Here is a 20,610-nt window from a genome sequence, read left to right on the forward strand (position 1 = left end):
GGAAAGGACCGCCGTCATGGCTCGCCCGATCACCCTGTTCACCGGCCAGTGGGCCGACCTGCCCTTCGAAGAGGTCGCGCGCCTCGCGGGGGAGTGGGGCTACGACGGCCTCGAGATCGCCTGCTGGGGCGACCACATCGACGTCGCGCGCTGGGACGACGCCGACTACGTGCAGTCGCGCCTCGACATCCTCGAGCGCAACGGCCTGAAGGTGTGGACGATCTCGAACCACCTCGTCGGCCAGGCGGTCTGCGACGACCCCATCGACGAGCGCCACCACGACATCGTGCCGCCCCGGGTATGGGGAGACGGGGATGCCGAGGGCGTGCGCCAGCGTGCGGCCGAAGACCTCAAGAACACGGCGCGCTTCGCCGCCAAGCTCGGGGTGAAGACCGTGACCGGCTTCACGGGGTCGAGCATCTGGAAGTACGTGGCGATGTTCCCGCCGGCCTCCGACGCCATGATCGAGCGAGGCTACGCGGACTTCGCCGAGCGGTGGCATCCGATCCTCGACGTCTTCGAAGAGGTCGGGGTGCGCTTCGCCCTCGAGGTGCACCCGTCCGAGATCGCGTACGACTACTGGACGGCGAAGAAGACGCTGGAGGCCATCGGGCACCGGAAGAGCTTCGGGTTCAACTTCGACCCCTCGCACTTCGTGTGGCAGCAGCTCGACTCGGTCGCGTTCGTGCTCGACTTCGCCGACCACATCTTCCACGTGCACTGCAAGGAGTCCACGACCAACCTCGACGGCCGCAACGGCGTGCTCGGATCCCACCTGTCGTGGGACAACCCGCGCCGCGGCTGGACCTTCGTCTCGACCGGTCACGGCGATGTGCCGTGGGAGCCGCTGTTCCGCGCCCTCAACGCGATCGGCTACGACGGACCCACGAGCGTGGAGTGGGAGGACGCCGGGATGGACCGCCTCGTCGGCGGCCCAGAGGCCCTCGCGTTCGTACGCAAACTCGGCGGGATCACCCCGCCGCACCAGCTGTTCGACGCCGCGTTCTCTCAGAAAGGCTGACGCATGACCGACGTGCTGAACGTTCTCATCCTTTCGGGTCACATGACCATCGAGCACGACAACGCCCACCGCAGCTTCCGCCTGCACAACCAGTGGATTACGACGCTGCTCGAAGACACCGGGCGCTTCAAGGTCCGCGTCGTCGAGGACCCGCGGGGACTGCCGGCGAGCGTGATCGACAAGTACGACGTGCTCATCGTCATCTTCGAGGGCCGCGACGGGTACCACGACATGGCGACCGGCTTCGGCGAGGAGACGGATGCCGCGATCCTGCGGTTCGTGCACGACGAGGGCAAGGGCATCGTCTGGTTCCACGGTTCCGCAGCTCAAGAGGACCGCTGGGGCTACCCCGAGGAGTACAACGTCATGCGCGGCGCCAAGCTCAGCGCGTGGGAGACGGGCCTCCGCCCCCGCCCGTGGGGCGAGGCGCAGCTGCACACGACCGAGCCACGGCATCCGATCACCGAGGGCATCAACGCGACGTGGACCGTCACCGGCGACGACATCCTGGTCGGCGTGCAGATGTACGAGGGCGCCCAGGTGTTGCTGACGACCTTCGACGACCTCGAGGCGTACGAGAAGGCGCCGGTGTGGCCGATGTCGCACTACCCGGTCGACATCCCGCCCGAGGGCATCGCCGCGCTGCCCGGGATCAACACCGAGCAGCCGCTCGCGTGGATCAACGAGTACGGCGCCGGGCGGTCGTTCACGATCACGATCGGCCACGACATCGACACGTTCCGACGCATCGAGTTCATCCGCATGTTCCCGCGGGGCGTGGAGTGGGCCGCGACCGGCGAAGTGACGCTGACCGGACCCGACCGCCGTGGCGACCGTCGCATCAACCCCTGGCCGTACTACAACGGCGAGGGCTGAGGCGCGGAACCGATGCCCGTCCCGCCGGTGGCCCGCTCGCGGGTGCGGCTCACGCGCGGGTCGGGCCGGGAGCGGGGCGCCGGCCGGGGTCACGACACGCATAAACGCGATCCGCTCGCGGAAACACGGGCACACCGCGTTTATGCGCGCCGATCGCGTTTATGCGTGAGGGGAGACGAGGCATGATCGGGATCGGGATACTCGGGGCGGGCGGCATCGCCGAGCGCGCGATGGTCGAGCCGGCGCACGGTGTCGACGGCGTCGAGGTCGTCGCCATCGGCGCGCGTGACCCCGAGCGGGCGCGCACGTTCGCCGAGCGACTCGACGTGCCCGCCTGGGGCGACTACGACGCAGTGCTGTCCGATCCGCGGATCGACCTGATCTACCTGGCGCTGCCGCCGATCGTGCACGCCGAGTGGGCTTCTCGTGCTCTTGCGGCCGGCAAGCATGTGCTGTGCGAGAAACCGCTGTCGGCCAACGGCACCACCGCGGCGGCCATCGCCGATGCCGCGGATGCCGCGGGGCTCCGCGCCTTCGTCGGGTTCCACTTCCGCCTGCACGGCTTCATCCGCGACCTTCTCGAGACCATCGCGTCGGGGATTCTCGGCGAGGTGAGACTCGTCGAGATCGACTTCAGCATCCCGCACTTCGTCGTCCAGCCCGGCAACATCCGCCTCGACGGCGACCTCGCCGGGGGCGCCGTGATGGACGTCGGCTGTTATGCCGTCGACCTGCTGCGCGCGGCGTTCGGAGAGCCCCAGGTCGTGTCCGCCGTCGCGCAGCCGTACGACGCCGACCCGCGCATCGACCTGCAGACCGACGCGGAACTGCGGCTGCCCGGTGGCATCCCGGCCCTCCTTCGCGCCTCGTTCCTCGGTGACGACACCGGCGCGATGTGGGTGCGCGTGGACGGCAGCGAGGCGTCGCTGCTTGCGACGAGTGTGATCGTTCCGCAGTGGGGCGCGACGCTCACCGTCACAGCGACCGAGGGCACCGTGCTGCGCCAGTCGTCCGCCGATCCCGCCGAGAACAGCTATGCGCGCCAGCTCGAGCACCTCGCGGTGGTGCTCGGCGACGGGTCGGAGAGTCTCCTCGACGCGCGTCGGGGTGTGGGAACGATGCGGGTGGTCGACGCGATCTACCGCGCGGCAGGGCTGGAGCCGCGCTGACGCACGTGTCGTCGGGCGGGGTGCGCGAGAACGGGGGATGCCACGGGGCAGACCGATCCGCGTCTCGTCGCAGAGCCCCCGCACGTCGTCGACTGCGGCCGCCCGTGTGCCGCGCGCCCGGGCGGGGTGCCGTCAGGCGAAGTGCAGGACCGACACGCTGCCCTGCCGCCGAGCGCGGCGGCGTGTCGGGGGCGAACTCCGTCTGACGGCACGCCTGGCGTGCGGGATCCATGGACGGTGGGGTATCGCCGGTCAGCCGGCGACGCGGGCGCCCTCCAGGATCGGCCGCAGCACCTTCTGCACGTACCAGCCAGCGACCATCGTGCTCTCGGCGGGGTGAGGGCTCTGGTCGGACTCCACGACGATCCAGCCGCGGTAGCCGTGTTCGGCCAGGGCGCCCACGAAGCCCTCGAAGTCGACCAGCGCGCGTTCGTCGCTCGGCTCGTAGAACCAGCGCAGGATCTTGCGCGCGCCGCCCTCGGTGCGGATGAACTGCTCCGCGTGGGGTGTCGACGCCTCGGCGTCGTCCACCGTCTCGCGGGCGTCCTTCAGCTGCACGTGCACGACGCGGTCGGCGTGACGGCGGTAGAGAGCCACCGGGTCGATGCCCGCGATCGCGAGCTCGGCGGTGTCGATCGCGAGGCCGACCTTCTCGGCATCCGTCGCCTCGAGGAGGCGCGAGATGCCGTCGTCGAGCCGCAGCGCCGAGAGGAAGTCGACGTGCAGGCCCAGCGCGATGCCGTCCGCCGCGATCGCTTCTCCGACGGCGTTCCACAGGCGCGCGAGCACGTCGATCTGCTCGGCGGACAGGGCCCCCGTCTGCCATGCCGACGGCGCCGCGCGCACGACCAGCACGCTGCCCCCGAGACGGCGAAGAGCATCGGCGAACCACCGGGCGGTGCGGACGATCTGCTCGACCGAGGCGGGGTCGAGCGGGTCGGGCCCGCGGCCCATCTCGACCTCGAACCCGACGGCGGGGTCGTAGACGTAGCTGCTCACGGCCTCGATCGCGCACGAGGAGAGGAACTCCCCGAACTTCTCGACCGAGCCGTAGAGGTCGGCGAGCTGCTGCGGAGTGCCGAGCGGTTCCCACGCGCCGAAGCTCTCGGCGGTCAGCTCGACGCCCGGGAATCCGCTGATGGATGCCGTCTTGAAGGCCCTCTCGTGCTCGCGCGTGCGCACGAACGAGTCGATGTTGGTGTCCCACTGGTTGATGGCGTAGGCCCAGCGCACGTCGCTCATCGCGCCACCTCCTCGTTGTAGATGCCGTCGAGCACGTTCTTGGCGTACCACCGCGAGATCGCGGTGCTCTCGGCGTAGTCGCCGCCGAGCTTGTCGGCCTTGTCGTGCTCAACGCTGATCCAGCCGGTGTAGCCGTTGTCGCGCACCGAGCGCATCATGGCCTCGAAGTCGACCAGCCCCTCGTCGGTGCCCATCTCGTAGAACCATTTCTCGGTCGTCTTCGCCGACACCTCGGCATCCGGGAACATCCGATAGTCGTCGTTGACGTCTTTGTGGCGGGTGTCCTTGAAGTGGAAGCCCGTCACGCGCTCGTGGTGCTTCTCGTATACGTCGACCGGGTCGACGTCGGCGATGCAGTGCTGGGCGGTGTCGACGAAGAACTTCACGTAGCGGGGATCGGCGTACGAATAGAAGCGGTCGATCTGATCACGCGTGCGGATGCCGGCGTAGAACTCGTGGTGGCAGGTGAGGTTGACGCCGTACTGCTGCGTGAGCTCGCCGACCTTGCCCCAGATGTCGGCCGCGTGCTTGAGCCCGTCGTCGGGCACGCCGGCCTCGTCGAAGTAGCGGGATCCGGGCATGACGATGATGTTGTCGAGCTGGATGCCCGACCACATGTCGAGCGTCCGCTGGAAGTCTTCGAGAATCGTGCCGTGGGTCGCCGGCACTTCGGGGGCGTAGCGATCGGGTGAGTAGTACACGCCGTGGAACGTGTTGACGATGCGCTCGAGGCCCTGCTCCTGCACGAACTCCTGGTAGTTCGCCACCGAGCCGTACTGCTCGAAGATCTGCCAGATGCGGAAGTCGAAGGTGTCGATCGCGTCGAAGCCGACGGCGGCGACCTGCTGCAGGAAGCGCTTCATCGCCAGCTTGGACTGCCACTGGTCGTAGGGGCCGGCGGGGCCCTGGGCCCGCCAGTGGTCCATGTAGCTCCACTTGATGGGTCGGTCGGTCATTGCGTGCTCGCTCTCTGGAGGGATGCGGATGGGTGACGGTCGGAGAGGGCGCCGGCGGCCAACGAGAGATGACGCGACGTCATCTCCCACGGGTCGTCGTCGAGCCACTCCTGGCCGCCCCACTCGCTGCAGAGCGTGCCGGTGAAGCCCGTCGCGGCGAGGGCGGCGCCCACGTCGCGAAGGGGGTCGGAGATCCGGTCGTCGGCGTCGTCGAGGTCCCAGAACTTCAGGTGCACGGCGCCGAGAAGAGGGAGGACGGATGCCAGATCGGAAGCCCGCGCGCGTCCGAAGCGCACGAGCAGGTTCATGAAGAGGGTGTGCACGGGCCCGGGCACCTGCCCGGAGCGCAGGAGGTCGACGACCGCGTCCTGGGTCGCGGGGTCGCGCCACTCGGCGCGCAGTCGTCGGAGCAGATCGGGGCGGATGCCACCGCGCTCGAGCCGATCGAGGTAGGTCACGGGGAGCGCGGGCATGAGCATGCTGATGTCGAGCAGCAGCCGCACGTGCGGGGTGTCGAGCTGGGCGATCCGGTCATAGGCCGCCGGACGCGCGGTGGGCGTCTCGTGGCCCTGCGCCTCCTCGTAGAGCACGAGGTCGAGCTCTTCGAGCAGGGGGACGAGATCGTCGAGAATGGCCCCGGCCTGGCCGATCGGCAGACGGACGCCCGTGGCGCCGACCGCGGCTGCGGCGCGCAGCTGCGGCTCGAGGAACGCCCGGCGCTCGGCATCCGCGCGTCGACGGCCGCGGTCGAACTCGTCGATGCTGACGCCCACGATGCTGACGCGTCCGCCCGCCGCGGCGAGCCGGTCGCGGAAGGCGCGGGCGTCGGGGTGCGGAGGGTCGGGGAACCCGCGCCACATCTGGCCGAGCTCGATCTCGATGCCCGTGGCCACGCCCCGCTCGACCAAGGTGAGGGCGAGGTCGGGGGCGGTCCGCTCGGCGCGGATCACCTCGGGGGTGAGGTTGAAGGCGCTGGCGGTGAGCTGCCAGCCGACGGGGAGGCTCATGTGGTCCCTCCGACGGCACGCGCGACACCGGCGGCGACGGCGTCCGTGTCGAGCGTGCGGGTGAACGCGAAGGGCAGGCGCAGGGGTGCATCGGGCCCGCCGGGCAGGTAGGGGATCTCCAGGCGGAACGAGACCGAGACCTGATGGATGCCGGGGCTCACGGCATCCGGGATCTCGAGGACGACGCGGTCTTGGAGGTACCACCAGCCGTCCTCCTGCGGCAGGGCATCGGGGGAGAGGCGACGCTCGCCGAGGATGATCGCGGGCTCGAACTCCCTGCCGTCGAGCTGCACGATCGGGTCGAGCAGACTCGACAGGGGCAGCGAGCGGATCCACGGCAGCGAGAGGCGCAGTCGGGTCGCGCCGTCGACGCCGCGCAGGGCATCGTCGCGGAGAGCCGAAAGGGTCATGGCGGGCACACGTCCTCGTGTCGCGGCGCCTCGGACGAAGCGCTTCCGCACACAACCTACCGACTAATGTCGGAAATAGAAAGAAGTTAGTCGAAGAGGCCGTGCACCGCCGCCACCGTCGGACGGCCGTCGGCGAACCAGCGCGGCAGGCTCACCTCGAACAGCTGCTCCTGGGCGAGGTCGACGCCGCCGCGCACCGGTTCGCGGGCGTCGCTCTCGCTGGTGCGGATGACCAGATCGCGTGTGGCGAGCGGGAGCGAGAGCTCGTAGACGCGGTGGCGGACCTCGGCGAGGAACAGCTCGCCTGTCGAGGCGACGGCTCCACCGATGACGATGAGACTCGGGTTGAACATGTTCACGAGGGCGGCGATCGCCTCGCCGACCTGTCGAGCCGAAGTCTGCACGAGGGAGGTGGCCAGGGCGTCGCCCCGGGTGGCCGCGATAGTGATGCTCTCGAGAGTGAGGTCGGTCCCGGATGCCGCACTGTCGGCGAGGACGCCGGTGGCGCCCCGCTCGATCGCCTCGTGCGCGTCACGCACGAGGGCCCACCCGCCGGCCACGGCCTCGAGGCATCCGATCTTGCCGCACCGGCACACCTGCTCGGCGCCGGGGACGCGCACGTGGCCCATGTCGCCCGCTGCGCCGTTCGCGCCGCGGTGCAGGCGTCCGTGCGAGACGAGGCCCGCGCCGATGCCCGTGCCGACCTTGCAGTAGATCAGATCGATGCCCTCGTCGCGATGCCGCGCGCGCTCGCCGGCGGCGAGCAGGTTGACGTCGTTGTCGACCCAGACGGGCGCGCCGTAGCGCTGCTCGAACGCCCCGCGCACGTCGAAGCCGTTCCATCCGGGCATGATCGGCGGGGCGACCGGTCTTCCGGTCTCGAAGTCGACGGGGCCGGGGAGGCCGACCACGATGGCCCAGGCGGGGGTCCCGTCACCGGACGCGAGCAGGTCGTCGACCATGGCGGTCGCCGTGTCGAGGGTCTCTTCGGGGCCGCTGGCGATGTTCCAGGCGCGGTGGGCCTCGTCGAGGATCGTGCCGTCGAGATCGGTCACGCCGACGTGGATGTGCTGGCCGCCCAGGGCGCAGACGACGATGCGCCCCCGCTCGGCGCGGAAGCGCAGGGTGCGCGGAGCACGTCCGCCCGACGACGGGGCGTATTCCGCATCTTCGAGGAAGCCCATCTCGACGGCCCGGTCAACGCGCTGCGCGACGACTCCTCGACCGAGCCCGGTCACGCGGCCGATCTCGGGTCGGGTGACCGCGTCGCCCGATCGCACCATGTTGACGATGCGCAACAGGCTCGTGACTTCGTCGGTCTGTGCGCCGAAGCGGAGGGTGGACACGTTCGCCATGGGTCGATCCTCACACAGGACAAGCCGCCCACTGCCGGAAACGCGAGATCTATGGTTCATTTGTCTCTAACTTCAGCGTGATTCACACCGAAGTGGCGAGGGGGCCAGGATGACGTGGGGCGTGGGCATCATCGGCGCGGGGCCGGGAGTGGCGGCTCTGCACGCCCCCACCCTCGCCCGCACCGACGGTGACTTCCGGCTCGTCCACGTCAGCGACGCGGGTAGCGGTCGAGCCGCCCTGATCGCGGAGCGCTTCGGAGCGCGGGCGTCGTCGGGGGTCGAAGAGCTGCTCGCCGATCCCGAGGTCGACGTCGTGGCGATCTGCAGCCCGCCCGCACGGCACACCGAGCACGTGCGTGCTGCTCTGGCTGCGGGGCGACGGGCGATCTTCTGCGAGAAGCCCCTGGCCGACACCGCCGACGAGGCCGACCGTCTCGTCGCCGAGTGCGCCGCGGTCGGTGCGCTGCTCGTCGTCGGCACGAACCACCTCTTCGACCCTGCATGGACGCGGGCGACGCACCACCTGAGTGCGCTCGACGGTCGGATCGCGGCGGTGACGGTGACGCTCTGCCTGTCGCCGAACGACCGGTATCACGCGGTGACGATGGGCGAGCCGCTTCCCGCTGGTGCGCCCGTGCACCGCCCGCCGCTCGACCTCGACGATCCCGAGCAGAGCGCGGCGATCGTGCGACAGCTCGTGGCCGGGCTCGGGGTGCACGACCTGCCGCTTGTCCGCGACCTCGTGCCGGCCGCGCCCGACCTGGTGTGGGCTCGGCCGGTGGCGCCCGTGGGGTTCGATCTGGCGCTGCGCGCGAACGGCGCGCTCGTCCGGTTCACGACCGTGATGCTCCCCGAGGGTGCCGATTCGCTCTGGCGCGTCAGCGTCGTCACCGCGGGTGCCCGAGTCGAGGTCGAATTCCCCCCGCCGTTCGTGCACGTCGGCGGGGCGCGCACGACGGTTCGCGATGCCCAGGGGGTGCACACGGTATACCCGATCGACCGTCGCGACGGCTACGAGGTGGAGTGGCGCGCGCTCGCCGCGCTGCTGCGCGGAGAGGCCGCGATGGAGTACGACGAGTTGCGCGCGGACGCGGTCTTCGTGCTGGCGATCGCCGACGGAGCGGCCGCGGCCGTTCGGGCGGGGGCGGTGCGCGAGGAGGCCGGGCCGGATGGCGCCGAGCGAGCGGAGGTCGGACGGTGAATGCGATCGAGGTGCGCACGGATATCCCCGCCTACCGCGCCGCGGTGGCCGAGCTCGCGCCCCGCGTGCGACTCGGCGTCGGCGTCGACGGTGTCCGCGTCGTCGCGGGGCGCGGCGCGTGGTGGGAACGGCTGGTCGATGCGACCGCGTTCATCGTCGACGAGCCCGAGCCGCTGCCGGCCGCCGTCCTCGGGCGGCTCTGGGTGATCGGCGTTCCAGTCGCGGTCGTCCGTCGACGCCTGCGGCCCGACGTGTTCGCCGACGCGACGGCGCAGGCGGTCGCCCCTCGTCACATCGTGGTCGACGCGTGGGGAGGGCGAACGGATGCCACGGCCCTCCTCCGCGACGCGATCGGGTGGGCGCGGGTGCTCGCCGGCGGCCCGCTGAGCGTCGTCGGTCGCGCCGACACAGCGGCGGCGACGACGATGTCCCTGCGCGGTCCGGACGGCGTCGGCCTGAGTGTCACCCGCGCGATCGGCGGCGGGGTGGGCGGCGCTCTGGTCGCCACGGCGCTCGGGCCGCGACGGGTCGAGGTGCGCGTCGACAGCACATCGCCGCTGTGCGAGGTGGCCTTCGATGACGAGGACGGTCGCCGCATCCGGCCCGTTCGGCGGGAATCCCCCGAGCGTCTCGCGCTGCGCCGGGTTCTGGAGGCCGTCGAGTCGGGCACGGCGCTGAGCGACCTCGCGGAGCTGGCGGCCGACGATGCCGCCATCTCGCACTTCCCCGGATGAGCGCGACCGCTCCCGCCGGAGCCTGTCATGTCCCGCTCCCGCCGGAGCATGTCCCACTTTTGGTCGGTTGCCGGCTCCGCAAGTGACCACAACTGGGACATGCACCGTCATAAGTGGGACGCGGGGCCGACTGTCCGAGGAAGGGCACCCCAGCCGTCCGCGCTCGCTCCGGCAGCGGATAACTCACGCCGATGCCCGGCATCCACAGAATCGGATTCCCTGATATCGACTTCGGTCGGATAGTGGAAGAAGAGTCGGAACGACCCGATTCACCGAAAGGATCGAAGATGATCAAGCTTCTCTCTCATCTGTCGTTCGTCGCGATCACGACTCCTGATGTCGAGGCCTCGGTGGACTTCTACGTCCATCAGGTGGGGCTGACCGAGGTCGCCCGCGAAGACGGCCGTGTCTACCTCCGCTGCTGGGGCGACTACTACGCGTACTCCGTCGTCGTCGCCCAGGGCGACGAGCCCTCGCTCGAGACCATGGCGTGGCGGACCTCGTCGGCCGAGGCCCTCGAGGAGGCCGCGAAGCGCGTGCAGGCCGCCGGTATCGAGGGCGAGTGGTTCGAGGGCCGCGGCATCGGCCGCGCCTTCCGCTTCACCGGGCCGTTCGGCCACAACATGACCCTGCACTGGGAGGTCGAGCGTCACCGCGCCGAGCCGCACACGGCTTCGATCTTCCCCGACCGCCCCGAGAAGCGCAGCCCCGTCGCCGGAGCCCCGCGCCAGCTCGACCACGTCACCGTCGCCACGCAGGACGTCGACGCGTTCGTGCAGTGGTACGTCGACACGCTCGGGTTCCGCTTCATGGCGCGCACCGTGCTCGACGAAGCCCCCATCTCGGTGTTCTCGGTGCTCACGACCAACGAGAAGTCGCACGACCTCGGCGTCGTGCTCGACGGCTCGAGCCGCGCCGGCCGCATCAACCACTACGCCTTCTGGGTCGACACCCGCGAAGAACTGCTCATCGCGGCCGACACGCTCATGGAGAACGGCATCCCCATCGAGTACGGCCCCAACATTCACGGGATCGGCGAGCAGACGTTCCTCTACTACCGCGAGCCCTCGAGCCTGCGCATCGAGCTGAACACCGGCGGCTACCGCAACTACGTGCCCGACTGGGAGGCCAACACCTGGAAGCCGTCGCAGGGGTCGAACAACTTCTACCGCAACGGCCGCATGCCCATGTCGATGACCGAGTCGTTCCCGCCGGCCGACGGCCCCAGCGCCACCGAAGAGGGCGTGCCCGACGAGATCAAGGACGCCCTGCTCAACCCCTACGCCGTCGAGGGTCGGGGCTGAGGGTCGATCCCGGTCGGGGAAAGTGAGAACCATCATGACGACTGCACCGTTCGCGCTCGCGCGCTTCCGAGACGGGGATGCCGTGCGCGTCGGCCTCGTGGTCGGCGACCGCATCCGCCCGCTCAGCGACGCCGAGCTGGGAGGCGGTCTGAACGCGTTCCTCGCCGACCCCGACTGGGATCGAATCGAAGGCCTGACCGAAGCGCCGGGGGAGTGGCATCCGCTTTCGACCGTCACTCTCACGGCGCCCGTCGAGCCGCGGCAGGTGCTGCAGACCGGCGCCAACTACCGCGAGCACGTCATTCAGCTCGTGGCCGCGGGCCTGACGCAGAACACCGACCGCACGCCCGAAGAGGCACACTCCTTCGCCGCCGAGATGATGGACGAGCGCGCCCGCAGCGGCGAGCCGTACTTCTTCATCGGGCTCACCGCGTGCGTCGTCGGCGACGACGTGCCGCTCGTGCTTCCCGCCTACAGCGAGGTGCATGACTGGGAGCTCGAGCTCGCCGTCGTGATCGGCCGCGAGGCGTTCCGCGTCTCGCGCGAGGACGCTCTCGATCACGTCGCCGGGTACACGATCGTCAACGACATCACGACGCGCGATCTCGTGTTCCGAAAGGACATGAAGGAGATCGGCACGGACTGGTACCGGGCGAAGAACGCCCCCGGGTTCCTGCCGACCGGGCCTCTGCTCGTGCCCGCGCGTTTCGTCGACTCGACCGACACCCCCGTACGTCTCGAACTGAACGGGCAGGTGATGCAGGATGCCAACACCTCCGACCTTCTCTTCGACGTCCCGGCGCTCGTCTCGGCGGCCTCGCAGACGCACCCCCTGCTCCCGGGCGACCTGCTGCTGACGGGCAGCCCCGCCGGCAACGGCCAGCACTGGAAGAGGTTCCTGCGCGACGGCGACGTGATGACGGGGACCATCGGTGCGCTCGGTACGCAGGTCGTGCGGTGCGTGGGGGAGGCGGCGTCGTGACCCTCCGACCAGCTCAGGGACCGGACGCGGCGCGACGACCGGGCGCGGCTCCGGGGGCCCTCCCGTCCGAGGACCCGGCCGACCTCGACCGGCAGAATCCCGAGACCGAGATCGCCGCGCGCGCCGAGGCGTTCCGCAACTGGGGCCGCTGGGGCGAGGACGACGTGCTCGGCACGCTCAACTTCATCGACGCCGACAAGCGTCGCCGGGCCGCGGCCCTCGTGCGCGACGGCGTCTCGATCTCGCTCTCGCAGCGCTTCGACACCGACGGGCCGCAGAAGGGCTGGCGCCGGCGCACCAACCCGGTGCACACGATGACCGACACGGGCACGGATGCCGAGCGAGGCAACCAGGGCTTCCCGCACGGCATCGGCGGCGCCGACGACGTCATCGCGATGCCCCTGCAGTGCTCGACGCAGTGGGACGGCCTCGGTCACATCTTCGACCACGGGTACGCCTGGAACGGGCGCCGGGCGGGCGACGTCGTGACGAGCGACGGCGATCTCGTCACCGGCATCGAACACGCGGCCGACGTGATCGTCTCGCGGGGCGTCCTGCTGGACCTGGGCCGTCACCTCGCCCCCGACACCCGAGAACTCGCTGACGGCTACGCGATCACGGTCGGTGACCTCGAGGCCTGCGCCGACGCCGAGGGTGTCGAGATCGAGCGAGGCGACATCGTGCTCGTGCGCACCGGCCACTACACGCGCGCGCACCGCGAGGGCTGGGGCGACTACGCGGGCGGCCCCGCACCGGGACTCTCGCTCACCACGGCCGGGTGGCTGCACCGCACCGAGATCGCCGCGATCGCGACCGACACCTGGGGCTTCGAGGTGCGTCCGAACGAGTTCGACGTGCCGGCCTTCCAACCGCTGCACCAGGTCGTGATCCCGAACATGGGTCTGACGATCGGCGAGATGTGGAACCTCGACGCGCTCGCCTCGCACTGCGCGGCCGCGGGTCGGTGGCAGTTCCTGCTCTCGGCCCCGCCGTTGCCGATCACCGGGGCCGTCGGGTCGCCGGTGAACCCCGTCGCTCTGCTGTAATTCCTTCACCCGTCCCAGAACAGAGAGGTTCTGACATGACCGCCGTTCAGAAAGTCGCGATCGCCGGAGCCGGCGTCGCTGGCCTTGCCACCGCCATCTTCCTCGCCAAGGCCGGTGTCGAGGTCGACCTCTACGACGCCCAGCCCGCGCTGTCCACGCATGGCTCGGGCATCACGCTGCAGGGCAACGCCCTGCGCGTTTTCGACGAGCTCGGTGTCTGGGACGAGATCGCCGCCGCCGGAAGGGCATTCGAGGGCTTGAACCTCCGCGCCCCCGGCCCCGGGGCGCCCGTCGTCGCGGCTCTCCCCGACCTCAAGACCGGAGGCCCCGACTACCCCTCCACCATGGGTATGTCCCGCCCCGACCTCGCCCGCATCCTGCTCGCCGAGGCCGAGCGCTCCGGTGCGCGCGTGCACTTCGGCACCCGTGTGACGGGCGTCTCGCAGACCGACGACGCCGTCGCCGTCGAGGTCGACGGTCGGCCCGCGGGCACCTTCGATGTGCTCGTCGGCGCCGATGGCCTGCACTCGGCGGTGCGCGAGATGATCGGCATCCACGTCTCTCCCGAGCAGACGGGCATGGGAATCTGGCGCACGTTCGTCTCGCTGCCTCCCGAGGTCGACCGCAGCGAGCTGTACTACGGCGGGCCGATGTACATCGCGGGCTACACCCCCACGGGTGACGACACCATGTACGCGTTCCTCGTCGAGGCGGCGCAGGACCGCTCGAGCGCCTCCCCCGAGGAGGCGCGGCGCATCATGGTCGAGCAGTCGCGCGCCTACGACGGCCCGTGGAACCACATCCGCGCCGACATCGAGGCCGGCGCCGACGCCAACTACACGTGGTTCACGCGCCACCTCGTCGATGCCCCGTGGAACCGCAGTCGCGCCGTCGTCATCGGCGACGCCGCGCACAGCTGCCCTCCCACGATCGCTCAGGGCGCGGCCCAGGGACTGGAAGACGCGGCGGTCCTCAGCGAGCTGCTCGTGAACCGGGATGCCGTGGACCAGACGCTGTGGGACGAGTTCCACGAACGCCGAGTGGCGCGGGCGAAAGCCATCGTCGACGCCTCGGTGCAGCTCGGTCAGTGGCAGCTCGACGGCGTCCGCGACGCCGACATGGGCGGCCTGATGTTCGGTGTCGCGCAGCTGACGGCGGCCCGCGCATGAGCGTCCCGCAGCAGGGTGCGCCCGAGGTCACCGACGTCCACGCCCACCTCCTGATGCCCGGCCTGCACGCCGAGGTCGAGCGTCGGGTGCCCGAGGACGTGCAGGCCGCGGCCGACCTGGAGCTGCGCCGGAACGGCTTGCCGAGCCTGCAGGCCTCGGGGCGCATGATCGGCGAGCGCTTCCCGAAGCTGACCTCGGTCGAGGCTCGCCTGGCCGCGATGGACGCGCAGGGCGTCGACCGGCAATGGGTAAGCCCCTCTCCGAACCACTTCTACCCGTGGGCGAACGAAGGACTCGCGACCTGGGCGACCGGCGAGGCGAACCGTCTCATCGCGGAGCACGTCGCGCAGGCGCCCGACCGGCTCGTGGGCTTGGGCACCGTGCCCCTGCAGCACCCGCACCTCGTGGTCGACGCTCTCGACGACGCCGTGCTCGGTCGGGGCCTCGCGGGCGTGGAGATCTCCTCGTTCGCGGGCGAGGTCGAACTCAGCGACGAGCGTCTCGAGCCCTTCTGGGCGCGGGCGGCCGAATTGCGTGCCGTGGTGTTCCTCCACCCCTTCGGCTGCTCACTCGACGAGCGGCTCGACCGGTTCTACCTCTCCAACACGGTCGGCCAGCCCACCGAGAACGCCGTCGCGTTGTCGCACCTGATCTTCGCGGGCGTGCTGGACCGGCATCCGGGACTCCGTCTGATCGCCGCGCACGGGGGCGGATATCTGCCGACCGCGATCGGGCGGAGCGACCGGGCCTGGAGGGTGCGCCCCGAGGCGCACGGCTGCGCGCATGCGCCGTCGACGTACCTTTCGAAGATCTGGTTCGACACCGTCGTGCACGACGAGCGGGCGCTGCGCTGGCTCGTCGAGGCGGCGGGAGCGGACCGGGTACTGCTGGGGAGCGACTTCCCCTTCGACATGGGCCTGGACGAGCCCGTCGCCTTCGTACGCGGGGCGGGGCTGACGGATGCCGACACGACCGGCATCCTGGGCGGGAACGCCGCCGAACTGCTGCGCACGCGGGTGCACGCGTGAGGATCGCTCGCTGGACAGACGGCGCCGACGTGGGCGAGGGCTTCGTCGACGGTGACGCGGTCGTGCCGTTCCCGGACGGACTGCGGGTCGCCGAGGTCTTGGCGCAGGGGCTGTCGGTGGTGTCGGCGCTCTTCGAACGTCGGGATCGCGCCGCCGCGAGGTCGCTGTCCGAGGTGCACCTGCTCGCCCCTCTCGTGCCGGCCTCGATACGCGATTTCGTGGCCTTCGAGGAGCACGTCGAGGGCGTGAGCGCCTCGGTCGACGGCAGGAGCGAGGTCGTGCCCGAGTGGTACGAGGCGCCGACGTTCTACTTCACCAACCCGCACACCGTGCGGGCGACGGGGGACGTCATCGCGATCCCCGAGACACAGCGCCTCGACGTCGAGCTCGAGCTGGCGGTCGTGATCGGAGCGGTACCGGGTTCCGACGGCGAGAACCTGGATGCCACGACGGCGGCATCCCATATCTTCGGCTACACCGTGATGAACGACTGGTCGGCGCGCGACCTGCAGTCCCGCGAGATGAAGGTGCGCCTGGGGCCCGCCAAGGGCAAGGACTTCGCCATGACCCTCGGGCCGTGGATCGTCACGGCCGATGAGATGGAGCCCTTCGTCGACGAAGACGGCTTCCTCGCCGTGCGCGCGGAGCTGTTCGTCAACGGCGAGCTGATCGGCCACGACCTCGTGTCGAACATGGGCTGGCCGTTCGCCGAGCTCGTGGCCTACGCCGCGCGCAATTCCGTGGTCGTGCCGGGCGACGTGCTCGGCTCGGGGACCGTCGGCAACGGCGGCTGCCTCGGCGAGCTGTGGGGTCGTCGCGGCGGCCTCGACCCGCGCCCGCTCGAACCGGGCGATGAGGTGCGCCTGGCGATCGAGGGCGTCGGCGAGGTCGTCAACGTCGTAGGGGAGCGGGTAGCGGCGCCGCCCGTCGCCCGGGCGCGGGAGCGGTCGCGGGCACGGTCGCGATGAGCACGTCCGGCGTCACCGGCAACCTCTTCGTCGTCACGGGCGCGGCGGGCGGCCAGGGGGCGGCCGAAGCCCTCGCCCTCGCCCGCCAGGGTGCCGAGGTCATCGCGGTCGACCTGGCCGACGGGGCCGCCGACCTTCTCGCGGCAGCCCCCGAGGGGTCGATCGCCTACCGCCGTCTCGACGTGTCGTCCGAGGCGGGCTGGGCAGCGCTCGCCGCCTCACTGGAGGGCCGCCGGGTGCGCGGTCTCGTCAACAACGCGGGCATCACCCATCGCGCCCGCATCGGCTCGCTCGTGCGCGCCGACTGGGACCGCGTCTTCGCGGTGAACGTGACGGGCGCCATGCTCGGCGTCCAGGCTCTGCTGCCGTCGATGGATGCCGGCTCCTCGATCGTCAACATCGGCTCGGTCGCCGGACTCACGGGGCACTACACGGCGGCGTACACCGCGAGCAAGTGGGCGCTCCGCGGCCTCACGCACGCGTGCGTGACGGAGCTCGGGCCGCGCGGGATCCGCGTCAATCTCGTGCACCCCGGATTCGTCGACACGGCCATGACCGCCAGCGCTCCACCCGCCTTCCGCGCGGCGAACGAGCGGATCATCCCGCTCGGTCGCGCGGGCGAGGTCGACGAGCTCGCGGGGGTCGTGGTTTTCCTGCTCTCGGATGCCGCGGCTTTCATCACCGGAGCCGAGATCGGTGTCGACGGTGGGCAGGCGCTCTCCGGCGCCGCCACGGTGCTCAGTCGCGCCCTGCTCTAATGTTGATTTTCGACATAAGTGGGCTATGATGGGCACGACGTCGGGGCCCTTCGGGTCCGTTCGCCCGGTGAGGGAGCCGGAGCGGCACATACGGTCGCGTCGATCGCCCGGTCGTACGGCGCCCCACGCATGACTCTCTCCCCCACGCGCTTGCGCGTTCTCGTCGCGGCCCTGCTCGCGGTGTCGTTCCTCGGTGCCCTCGATCACACGGTCGTCTCTACCTCTCTGGCCACGATCGCCGGCGACCTCGGCGCGCTCGAGCACATGAGCTGGATCATGGTCGGCTACACCCTCGCCGCCACCGTGATGCTCCCCGTCCTCGGCAAGCTCGGAGACGTCCTGGGCCCCAGACGCGTCTTCGTCGTCTCGCTGGTCCTCTTCCTCGTCGCTTCGCTCGCGTGCGGATTCGCACCCGACCTCGGCTGGCTCCTCGCCGCGCGGGTCTTGCAGGGGCTCGGCTCCGCCGGGCTGCAGCTCATGTCGCAGACCATCGTCGCCCGGGTCACCACCCCGCGTCAGAGACCGCGCTACATGGCCGTGATCGGTGCGGCCTTCCCCGTCGCGATCGTCGTCGGTCCGGTGGTCGGCGGCCTCATCACCGACTACGCGAGTTGGCCCTGGGTGTTCTGGATCAACATCCCGGTGGGCGTCGTGGCGCTCGTCCTGGCGCTCACGGCGGTTCCGGGCCTCCCGGGCGGCGCCCACCCCCGTTTCGACGTGCCGGGCTCGCTCGTGTTCACCGGCTCGCTCCTGGCTCTCATCCTCGCGGTCACGTGGATCGGCGACGACGCCCTGCGCCCCGCGGCGATCGCGTGCGCGGTCGCGGCGGCTGCCGGCATCCTGGCCCTCGTCCTCATCGAGCGCCGGGCCGACGCCCCCATCCTGCCGCCGAGGATCCTGCGCAACCGCACGATCCTCGTATGCCTCGGCCTCTCGCTCGTCGTCGGCGCCGGCCTGTTCTCGGTGGTCGCCTACATGCCGACCTACGTGCAGATGGCGTACCGGACCACCGCGACGGTCTCGGGACTCGTCCCGATAGCGACCGTTCTCGGCATGCTCGTCAGCAGTCTGCTGACGGGGTGGCTCGTCAGCCGGTCGGGTCGATACCGGCTCTACCCGGTGGCGGGCACCGCGCTCGCCGCGGTCGGCCTGCTCACGATGGCCGTGCTTCCCGCGGGCGTGCCGCTGTGGGCGCCGATGGCGGTCATGGCCGCGGTCGGCATCGGCACGGGGGCCTTCACGAATCTGATCTTCGCGGTCGTGCAGAACGCGGCGTCTCTCGACGACCTCGGGGCGGTCACCGCGACGACGAACCTCGTGCGCCAGGTCGGGGCCGCCGTCGGAACCGCGCTCGTCGGAGGCGTGATCGGCTTCTCGGTCGCGGCCGCTCTTCCGGCGGGATTGGATGCCGCCACCCTCACACCTGCGGTGGTGCGATCGACCCCCGGAGCCGTCCAGGACGAGATCGGCCTCGTCTACCACGACGTCTTCGCGCCCATCTTCCTGGGGCTCGCGCTCGTCTACGCGTGCGGCGTGGTCGTCGCACTGTTCCTGCCCGCGGAGCGCCTGTCGGACGAGATGGCGCAGGCGGTCGCCGAGCCGGTCGACCGCCAACCTGCCTGAGTACCCGCCCCTCGCTGTGAAGCACGAAGGAGAAATCATGAGCGGCACCCCCACCGTCGCGATCGTCGGTAGCGGCCCGATCGGCTCCGCCTATGCGCGTCTGCTGCTGGAGGCGTTCCCCGGCGCCCGCGTCGTCATGTTCGAGGCGGGCCCGCAGGTCACCGAACGTCCCGGCCAGAGCGTCCGCAACATCGTCGACCCCGACGAGAAGGCGCGCGCTCGTGAGCGCTCTCAGGGGCCCCAGGCCGGGGAGTTCCGCGCGTCGCTCGGGATCCCGGCGGGGGCGGTCGTCGAGGGGATGTTCACCGCGCGCCAGGGCACGCACCTGCTGGACTTCGGCGGCGAGGGTTCAGCCCACGCCGCGAGCTTCCCGGCAGCCGCAGCCGCGACGAACGTCGGCGGCCAGGGGGCCCACTGGACCTGTGCGATCCCGCGCCCCGCCTTCACCGAGAAACTCGGCTTCATCCCCGACGACGAATGGGAGGATCTCATCTCCACCGCCGAGGGGCTGCTGCACAAGCAGAGCGCCGCGTTCTCGGACTCGCCCGTGGGGGCCGCGATCCGCGAACTCCTCTCGCGTGAGTTCGGCGACGAGCTGCCCGAGGGGTACGGCGTGAGCACCCTGCCCGTCGCGGGCGATCCCCAGCCCGACGGCACGATGCGGTGGGCCGGTGCCGACACGGTTCTCGGACCGCTCCTCGACGAGGGCACCGACACCGCGGCCCGTTTCGAGTTGCGCGATCTCACGCTCGTCCGCCGCATCGAGCACGACGGAGCGCACGTGCGCGGGCTCGTCGTCGAGGATCTGCGAACCCGGGAGCAGACGTTCGTCGAAGCGGATGCCGTCGTGGTCGCGGCCGACGCGTTCCGATCGCCGCAGTTGCTCTTCGCCTCCGGCATCCGTCCCGCCGCCCTCGGCCGGTACCTCACCGAGCATCACGTCGTCATCAGCACGGTCGCGCTCGACGGAGACCGCATGGCCGAGCTCGTCTCAGACGACGAGCTGCGCAGCGAGCTGGCGCGGCGAGCCAAGAACCCCACCGATCCGGTCGCGGCGGTCAACCGCATCCCCTTCTCGGAGCCCGACCACCCGTACTCGGCTCAGATCATGTACGCCGAGACCCCGCCGTTTCCCCTGCCGATCGACCACCCGGCCGCGGGCAACCGCTGGGGGTACGTGAACATGGGCTATGGCGTGCGCAAGGTCCCCCGGGTCGAGGACGGAGCGACCTTCAGCGATGACGAACTCGATTACCGCGGGCTCCCCAACTTCACGATCGACTACGCACTCGACGCCGACGAGGAGCGCGAGATCGACGAGGCCACCGCGCGGCTGCGGCGGGCGGGGAGCGCGCTCGGAACCTTCATCGCCGAGCCGCGCCTGCTGCCGTTCGGCTCGAGCCTGCACTTCATGGGGACGATGCGCACGGGCACCGACCCGGCCACCTCGGTCGCCGATCCGTACTCGCGCGTCTGGGGCTTCGACAACCTGGTCGTGGGCGGCAACGCGCTGATCCCCACGGCCAACACGATGAACCCGACCCTGACGAGCGTCGCGATCGCGGTGCGCGGGGCTCGGCGTCTCGCCGACCAGCTGAGCGCGGTGCACAGCGTGCCGCACGCCTGACACTTCGGGCCGGAGTCGCCGCGCGCGTCGCCCCCGCGCCGTCCGCGCCGAAGACCCCCGCTCGACTGTCCACAACACCCGGACGATTTCTCGCAGCGCCCGGGTGTTGTGGACACTCGACGGGCTCGGGAGGC

19 protein-coding genes are annotated in these 20,610 nt (G+C 70.7%); 14 read left to right on the forward strand and 5 right to left on the reverse strand.

Annotation, left to right across the window (positions count from 1 at the left end):
* The first annotated feature begins 16 nt into the window (after nucleotides 1–16).
* From MTE01_RS13410 to MTE01_RS13420, 3 genes are all read left to right on the forward strand, one after another.
* A complete protein-coding gene (locus MTE01_RS13410) occupies nucleotides 17–1,021 on the forward strand; it encodes a sugar phosphate isomerase/epimerase family protein (protein WP_141378035.1) in 1,005 nt (334 codons plus the stop codon).
* A 3-nt stretch (nucleotides 1,022–1,024) separates the two neighbouring features.
* The gene (locus MTE01_RS13415) at nucleotides 1,025–1,897 is read left to right on the forward strand and encodes a ThuA domain-containing protein (protein WP_141378036.1); all 873 of its coding nucleotides are present in this window, start codon (nucleotides 1,025–1,027) and stop codon (nucleotides 1,895–1,897) included.
* A gap of 182 nt (nucleotides 1,898–2,079) precedes the next feature.
* Entirely contained in the window at nucleotides 2,080–3,066 is a 987-nt protein-coding gene (locus tag MTE01_RS13420; protein WP_141378037.1) for a Gfo/Idh/MocA family protein, read from the forward strand.
* A gap of 252 nt (nucleotides 3,067–3,318) precedes the next feature.
* Here MTE01_RS13420 and MTE01_RS13425 read toward each other — a convergent pair whose 3' ends face one another.
* The 5 genes from MTE01_RS13425 to MTE01_RS13445 form a co-directional block, all read right to left on the reverse strand.
* Entirely contained in the window at nucleotides 3,319–4,308 is a 990-nt protein-coding gene (locus MTE01_RS13425; protein WP_116239554.1) for a sugar phosphate isomerase/epimerase family protein, read from the reverse strand.
* Nucleotides 4,305–5,264, reverse strand: a complete 960-nt coding sequence (locus tag MTE01_RS13430) for a sugar phosphate isomerase/epimerase family protein (RefSeq protein WP_058595943.1) — start codon at nucleotides 5,262–5,264, stop codon at nucleotides 4,305–4,307. Before MTE01_RS13430 ends, MTE01_RS13425 begins: the two co-directional genes overlap by 4 nt.
* A complete protein-coding gene (locus tag MTE01_RS13435; protein WP_141378038.1) occupies nucleotides 5,261–6,271 on the reverse strand; it encodes a restriction endonuclease subunit R in 1,011 nt (336 codons plus the stop codon). The genes MTE01_RS13430 and MTE01_RS13435 overlap by 4 nt, the downstream gene beginning before the upstream one ends.
* Nucleotides 6,268–6,681 carry a hypothetical protein gene (locus tag MTE01_RS13440; protein WP_141378039.1) on the reverse strand — a complete coding sequence of 138 codons (414 nt, stop codon included), beginning with the start codon at nucleotides 6,679–6,681 and terminating at the stop codon, nucleotides 6,268–6,270. The genes MTE01_RS13435 and MTE01_RS13440 overlap by 4 nt, the downstream gene beginning before the upstream one ends.
* An 86-nt stretch (nucleotides 6,682–6,767) precedes the next feature.
* Entirely contained in the window at nucleotides 6,768–8,036 is a 1,269-nt protein-coding gene (locus MTE01_RS13445; protein WP_141378040.1) for an ROK family protein, read from the reverse strand.
* A gap of 109 nt (nucleotides 8,037–8,145) precedes the next feature.
* Here MTE01_RS13445 and MTE01_RS13450 point away from each other — a divergent pair, with 109 nt between their 5' ends.
* From MTE01_RS13450 to MTE01_RS13500, 11 genes are all read left to right on the forward strand, one after another.
* Complete coding sequence (locus tag MTE01_RS13450; RefSeq protein ID WP_141378041.1) at nucleotides 8,146–9,237, forward strand: Gfo/Idh/MocA family protein; 1,092 nt, start codon at nucleotides 8,146–8,148, stop codon at nucleotides 9,235–9,237.
* Nucleotides 9,234–9,971: a hypothetical protein gene (locus MTE01_RS13455; protein ID WP_141378042.1), complete on the forward strand. Its 738-nt coding sequence runs from the start codon at nucleotides 9,234–9,236 to the stop codon at nucleotides 9,969–9,971. Before MTE01_RS13450 ends, MTE01_RS13455 begins: the two co-directional genes overlap by 4 nt.
* Before the next feature lie 287 nt (nucleotides 9,972–10,258).
* Nucleotides 10,259–11,275: a VOC family protein gene (locus MTE01_RS13460; protein ID WP_141378043.1), complete on the forward strand. Its 1,017-nt coding sequence runs from the start codon at nucleotides 10,259–10,261 to the stop codon at nucleotides 11,273–11,275.
* Nucleotides 11,276–11,309: 34 nt separating this feature from the next.
* The gene (locus tag MTE01_RS13465) at nucleotides 11,310–12,257 is read left to right on the forward strand and encodes a fumarylacetoacetate hydrolase family protein (RefSeq protein WP_141378044.1); all 948 of its coding nucleotides are present in this window, start codon (nucleotides 11,310–11,312) and stop codon (nucleotides 12,255–12,257) included.
* A gap of 110 nt (nucleotides 12,258–12,367) precedes the next feature.
* The gene (locus MTE01_RS13470; RefSeq protein WP_141378076.1) at nucleotides 12,368–13,303 is read left to right on the forward strand and encodes a cyclase family protein; all 936 of its coding nucleotides are present in this window, start codon (nucleotides 12,368–12,370) and stop codon (nucleotides 13,301–13,303) included.
* 35 nt (nucleotides 13,304–13,338) lie between these two features.
* Nucleotides 13,339–14,472 (forward strand): FAD-dependent monooxygenase, encoded by a 1,134-nt coding sequence (locus MTE01_RS13475; protein ID WP_141378045.1) that lies wholly within the window; start codon nucleotides 13,339–13,341, stop codon nucleotides 14,470–14,472.
* Nucleotides 14,469–15,500 (forward strand): amidohydrolase family protein, encoded by a 1,032-nt coding sequence (locus MTE01_RS13480; protein ID WP_103207843.1) that lies wholly within the window; start codon nucleotides 14,469–14,471, stop codon nucleotides 15,498–15,500. Before MTE01_RS13475 ends, MTE01_RS13480 begins: the two co-directional genes overlap by 4 nt.
* On the forward strand, nucleotides 15,497–16,468 hold the full coding sequence (locus tag MTE01_RS13485) for a fumarylacetoacetate hydrolase family protein (protein ID WP_103207845.1): 972 nt from the start codon (nucleotides 15,497–15,499) through the stop codon (nucleotides 16,466–16,468). Before MTE01_RS13480 ends, MTE01_RS13485 begins: the two co-directional genes overlap by 4 nt.
* Complete coding sequence (locus MTE01_RS13490) at nucleotides 16,465–17,226, forward strand: SDR family NAD(P)-dependent oxidoreductase (protein WP_103207847.1); 762 nt, start codon at nucleotides 16,465–16,467, stop codon at nucleotides 17,224–17,226. Before MTE01_RS13485 ends, MTE01_RS13490 begins: the two co-directional genes overlap by 4 nt.
* Nucleotides 17,227–17,355: 129 nt before the next feature.
* Nucleotides 17,356–18,849: an MDR family MFS transporter gene (locus MTE01_RS13495; protein WP_141378046.1), complete on the forward strand. Its 1,494-nt coding sequence runs from the start codon at nucleotides 17,356–17,358 to the stop codon at nucleotides 18,847–18,849.
* A gap of 37 nt (nucleotides 18,850–18,886) precedes the next feature.
* Nucleotides 18,887–20,476 carry a GMC oxidoreductase gene (locus MTE01_RS13500; RefSeq protein WP_141378047.1) on the forward strand — a complete coding sequence of 530 codons (1,590 nt, stop codon included), beginning with the start codon at nucleotides 18,887–18,889 and terminating at the stop codon, nucleotides 20,474–20,476.
* The last annotated feature ends 134 nt before the right edge of the window (nucleotides 20,477–20,610 follow it).

The sequence above is a fragment of the Microbacterium testaceum genome (assembly GCF_006539145.1).
Classification (GTDB): domain Bacteria; phylum Actinomycetota; class Actinomycetes; order Actinomycetales; family Microbacteriaceae; genus Microbacterium; species Microbacterium testaceum.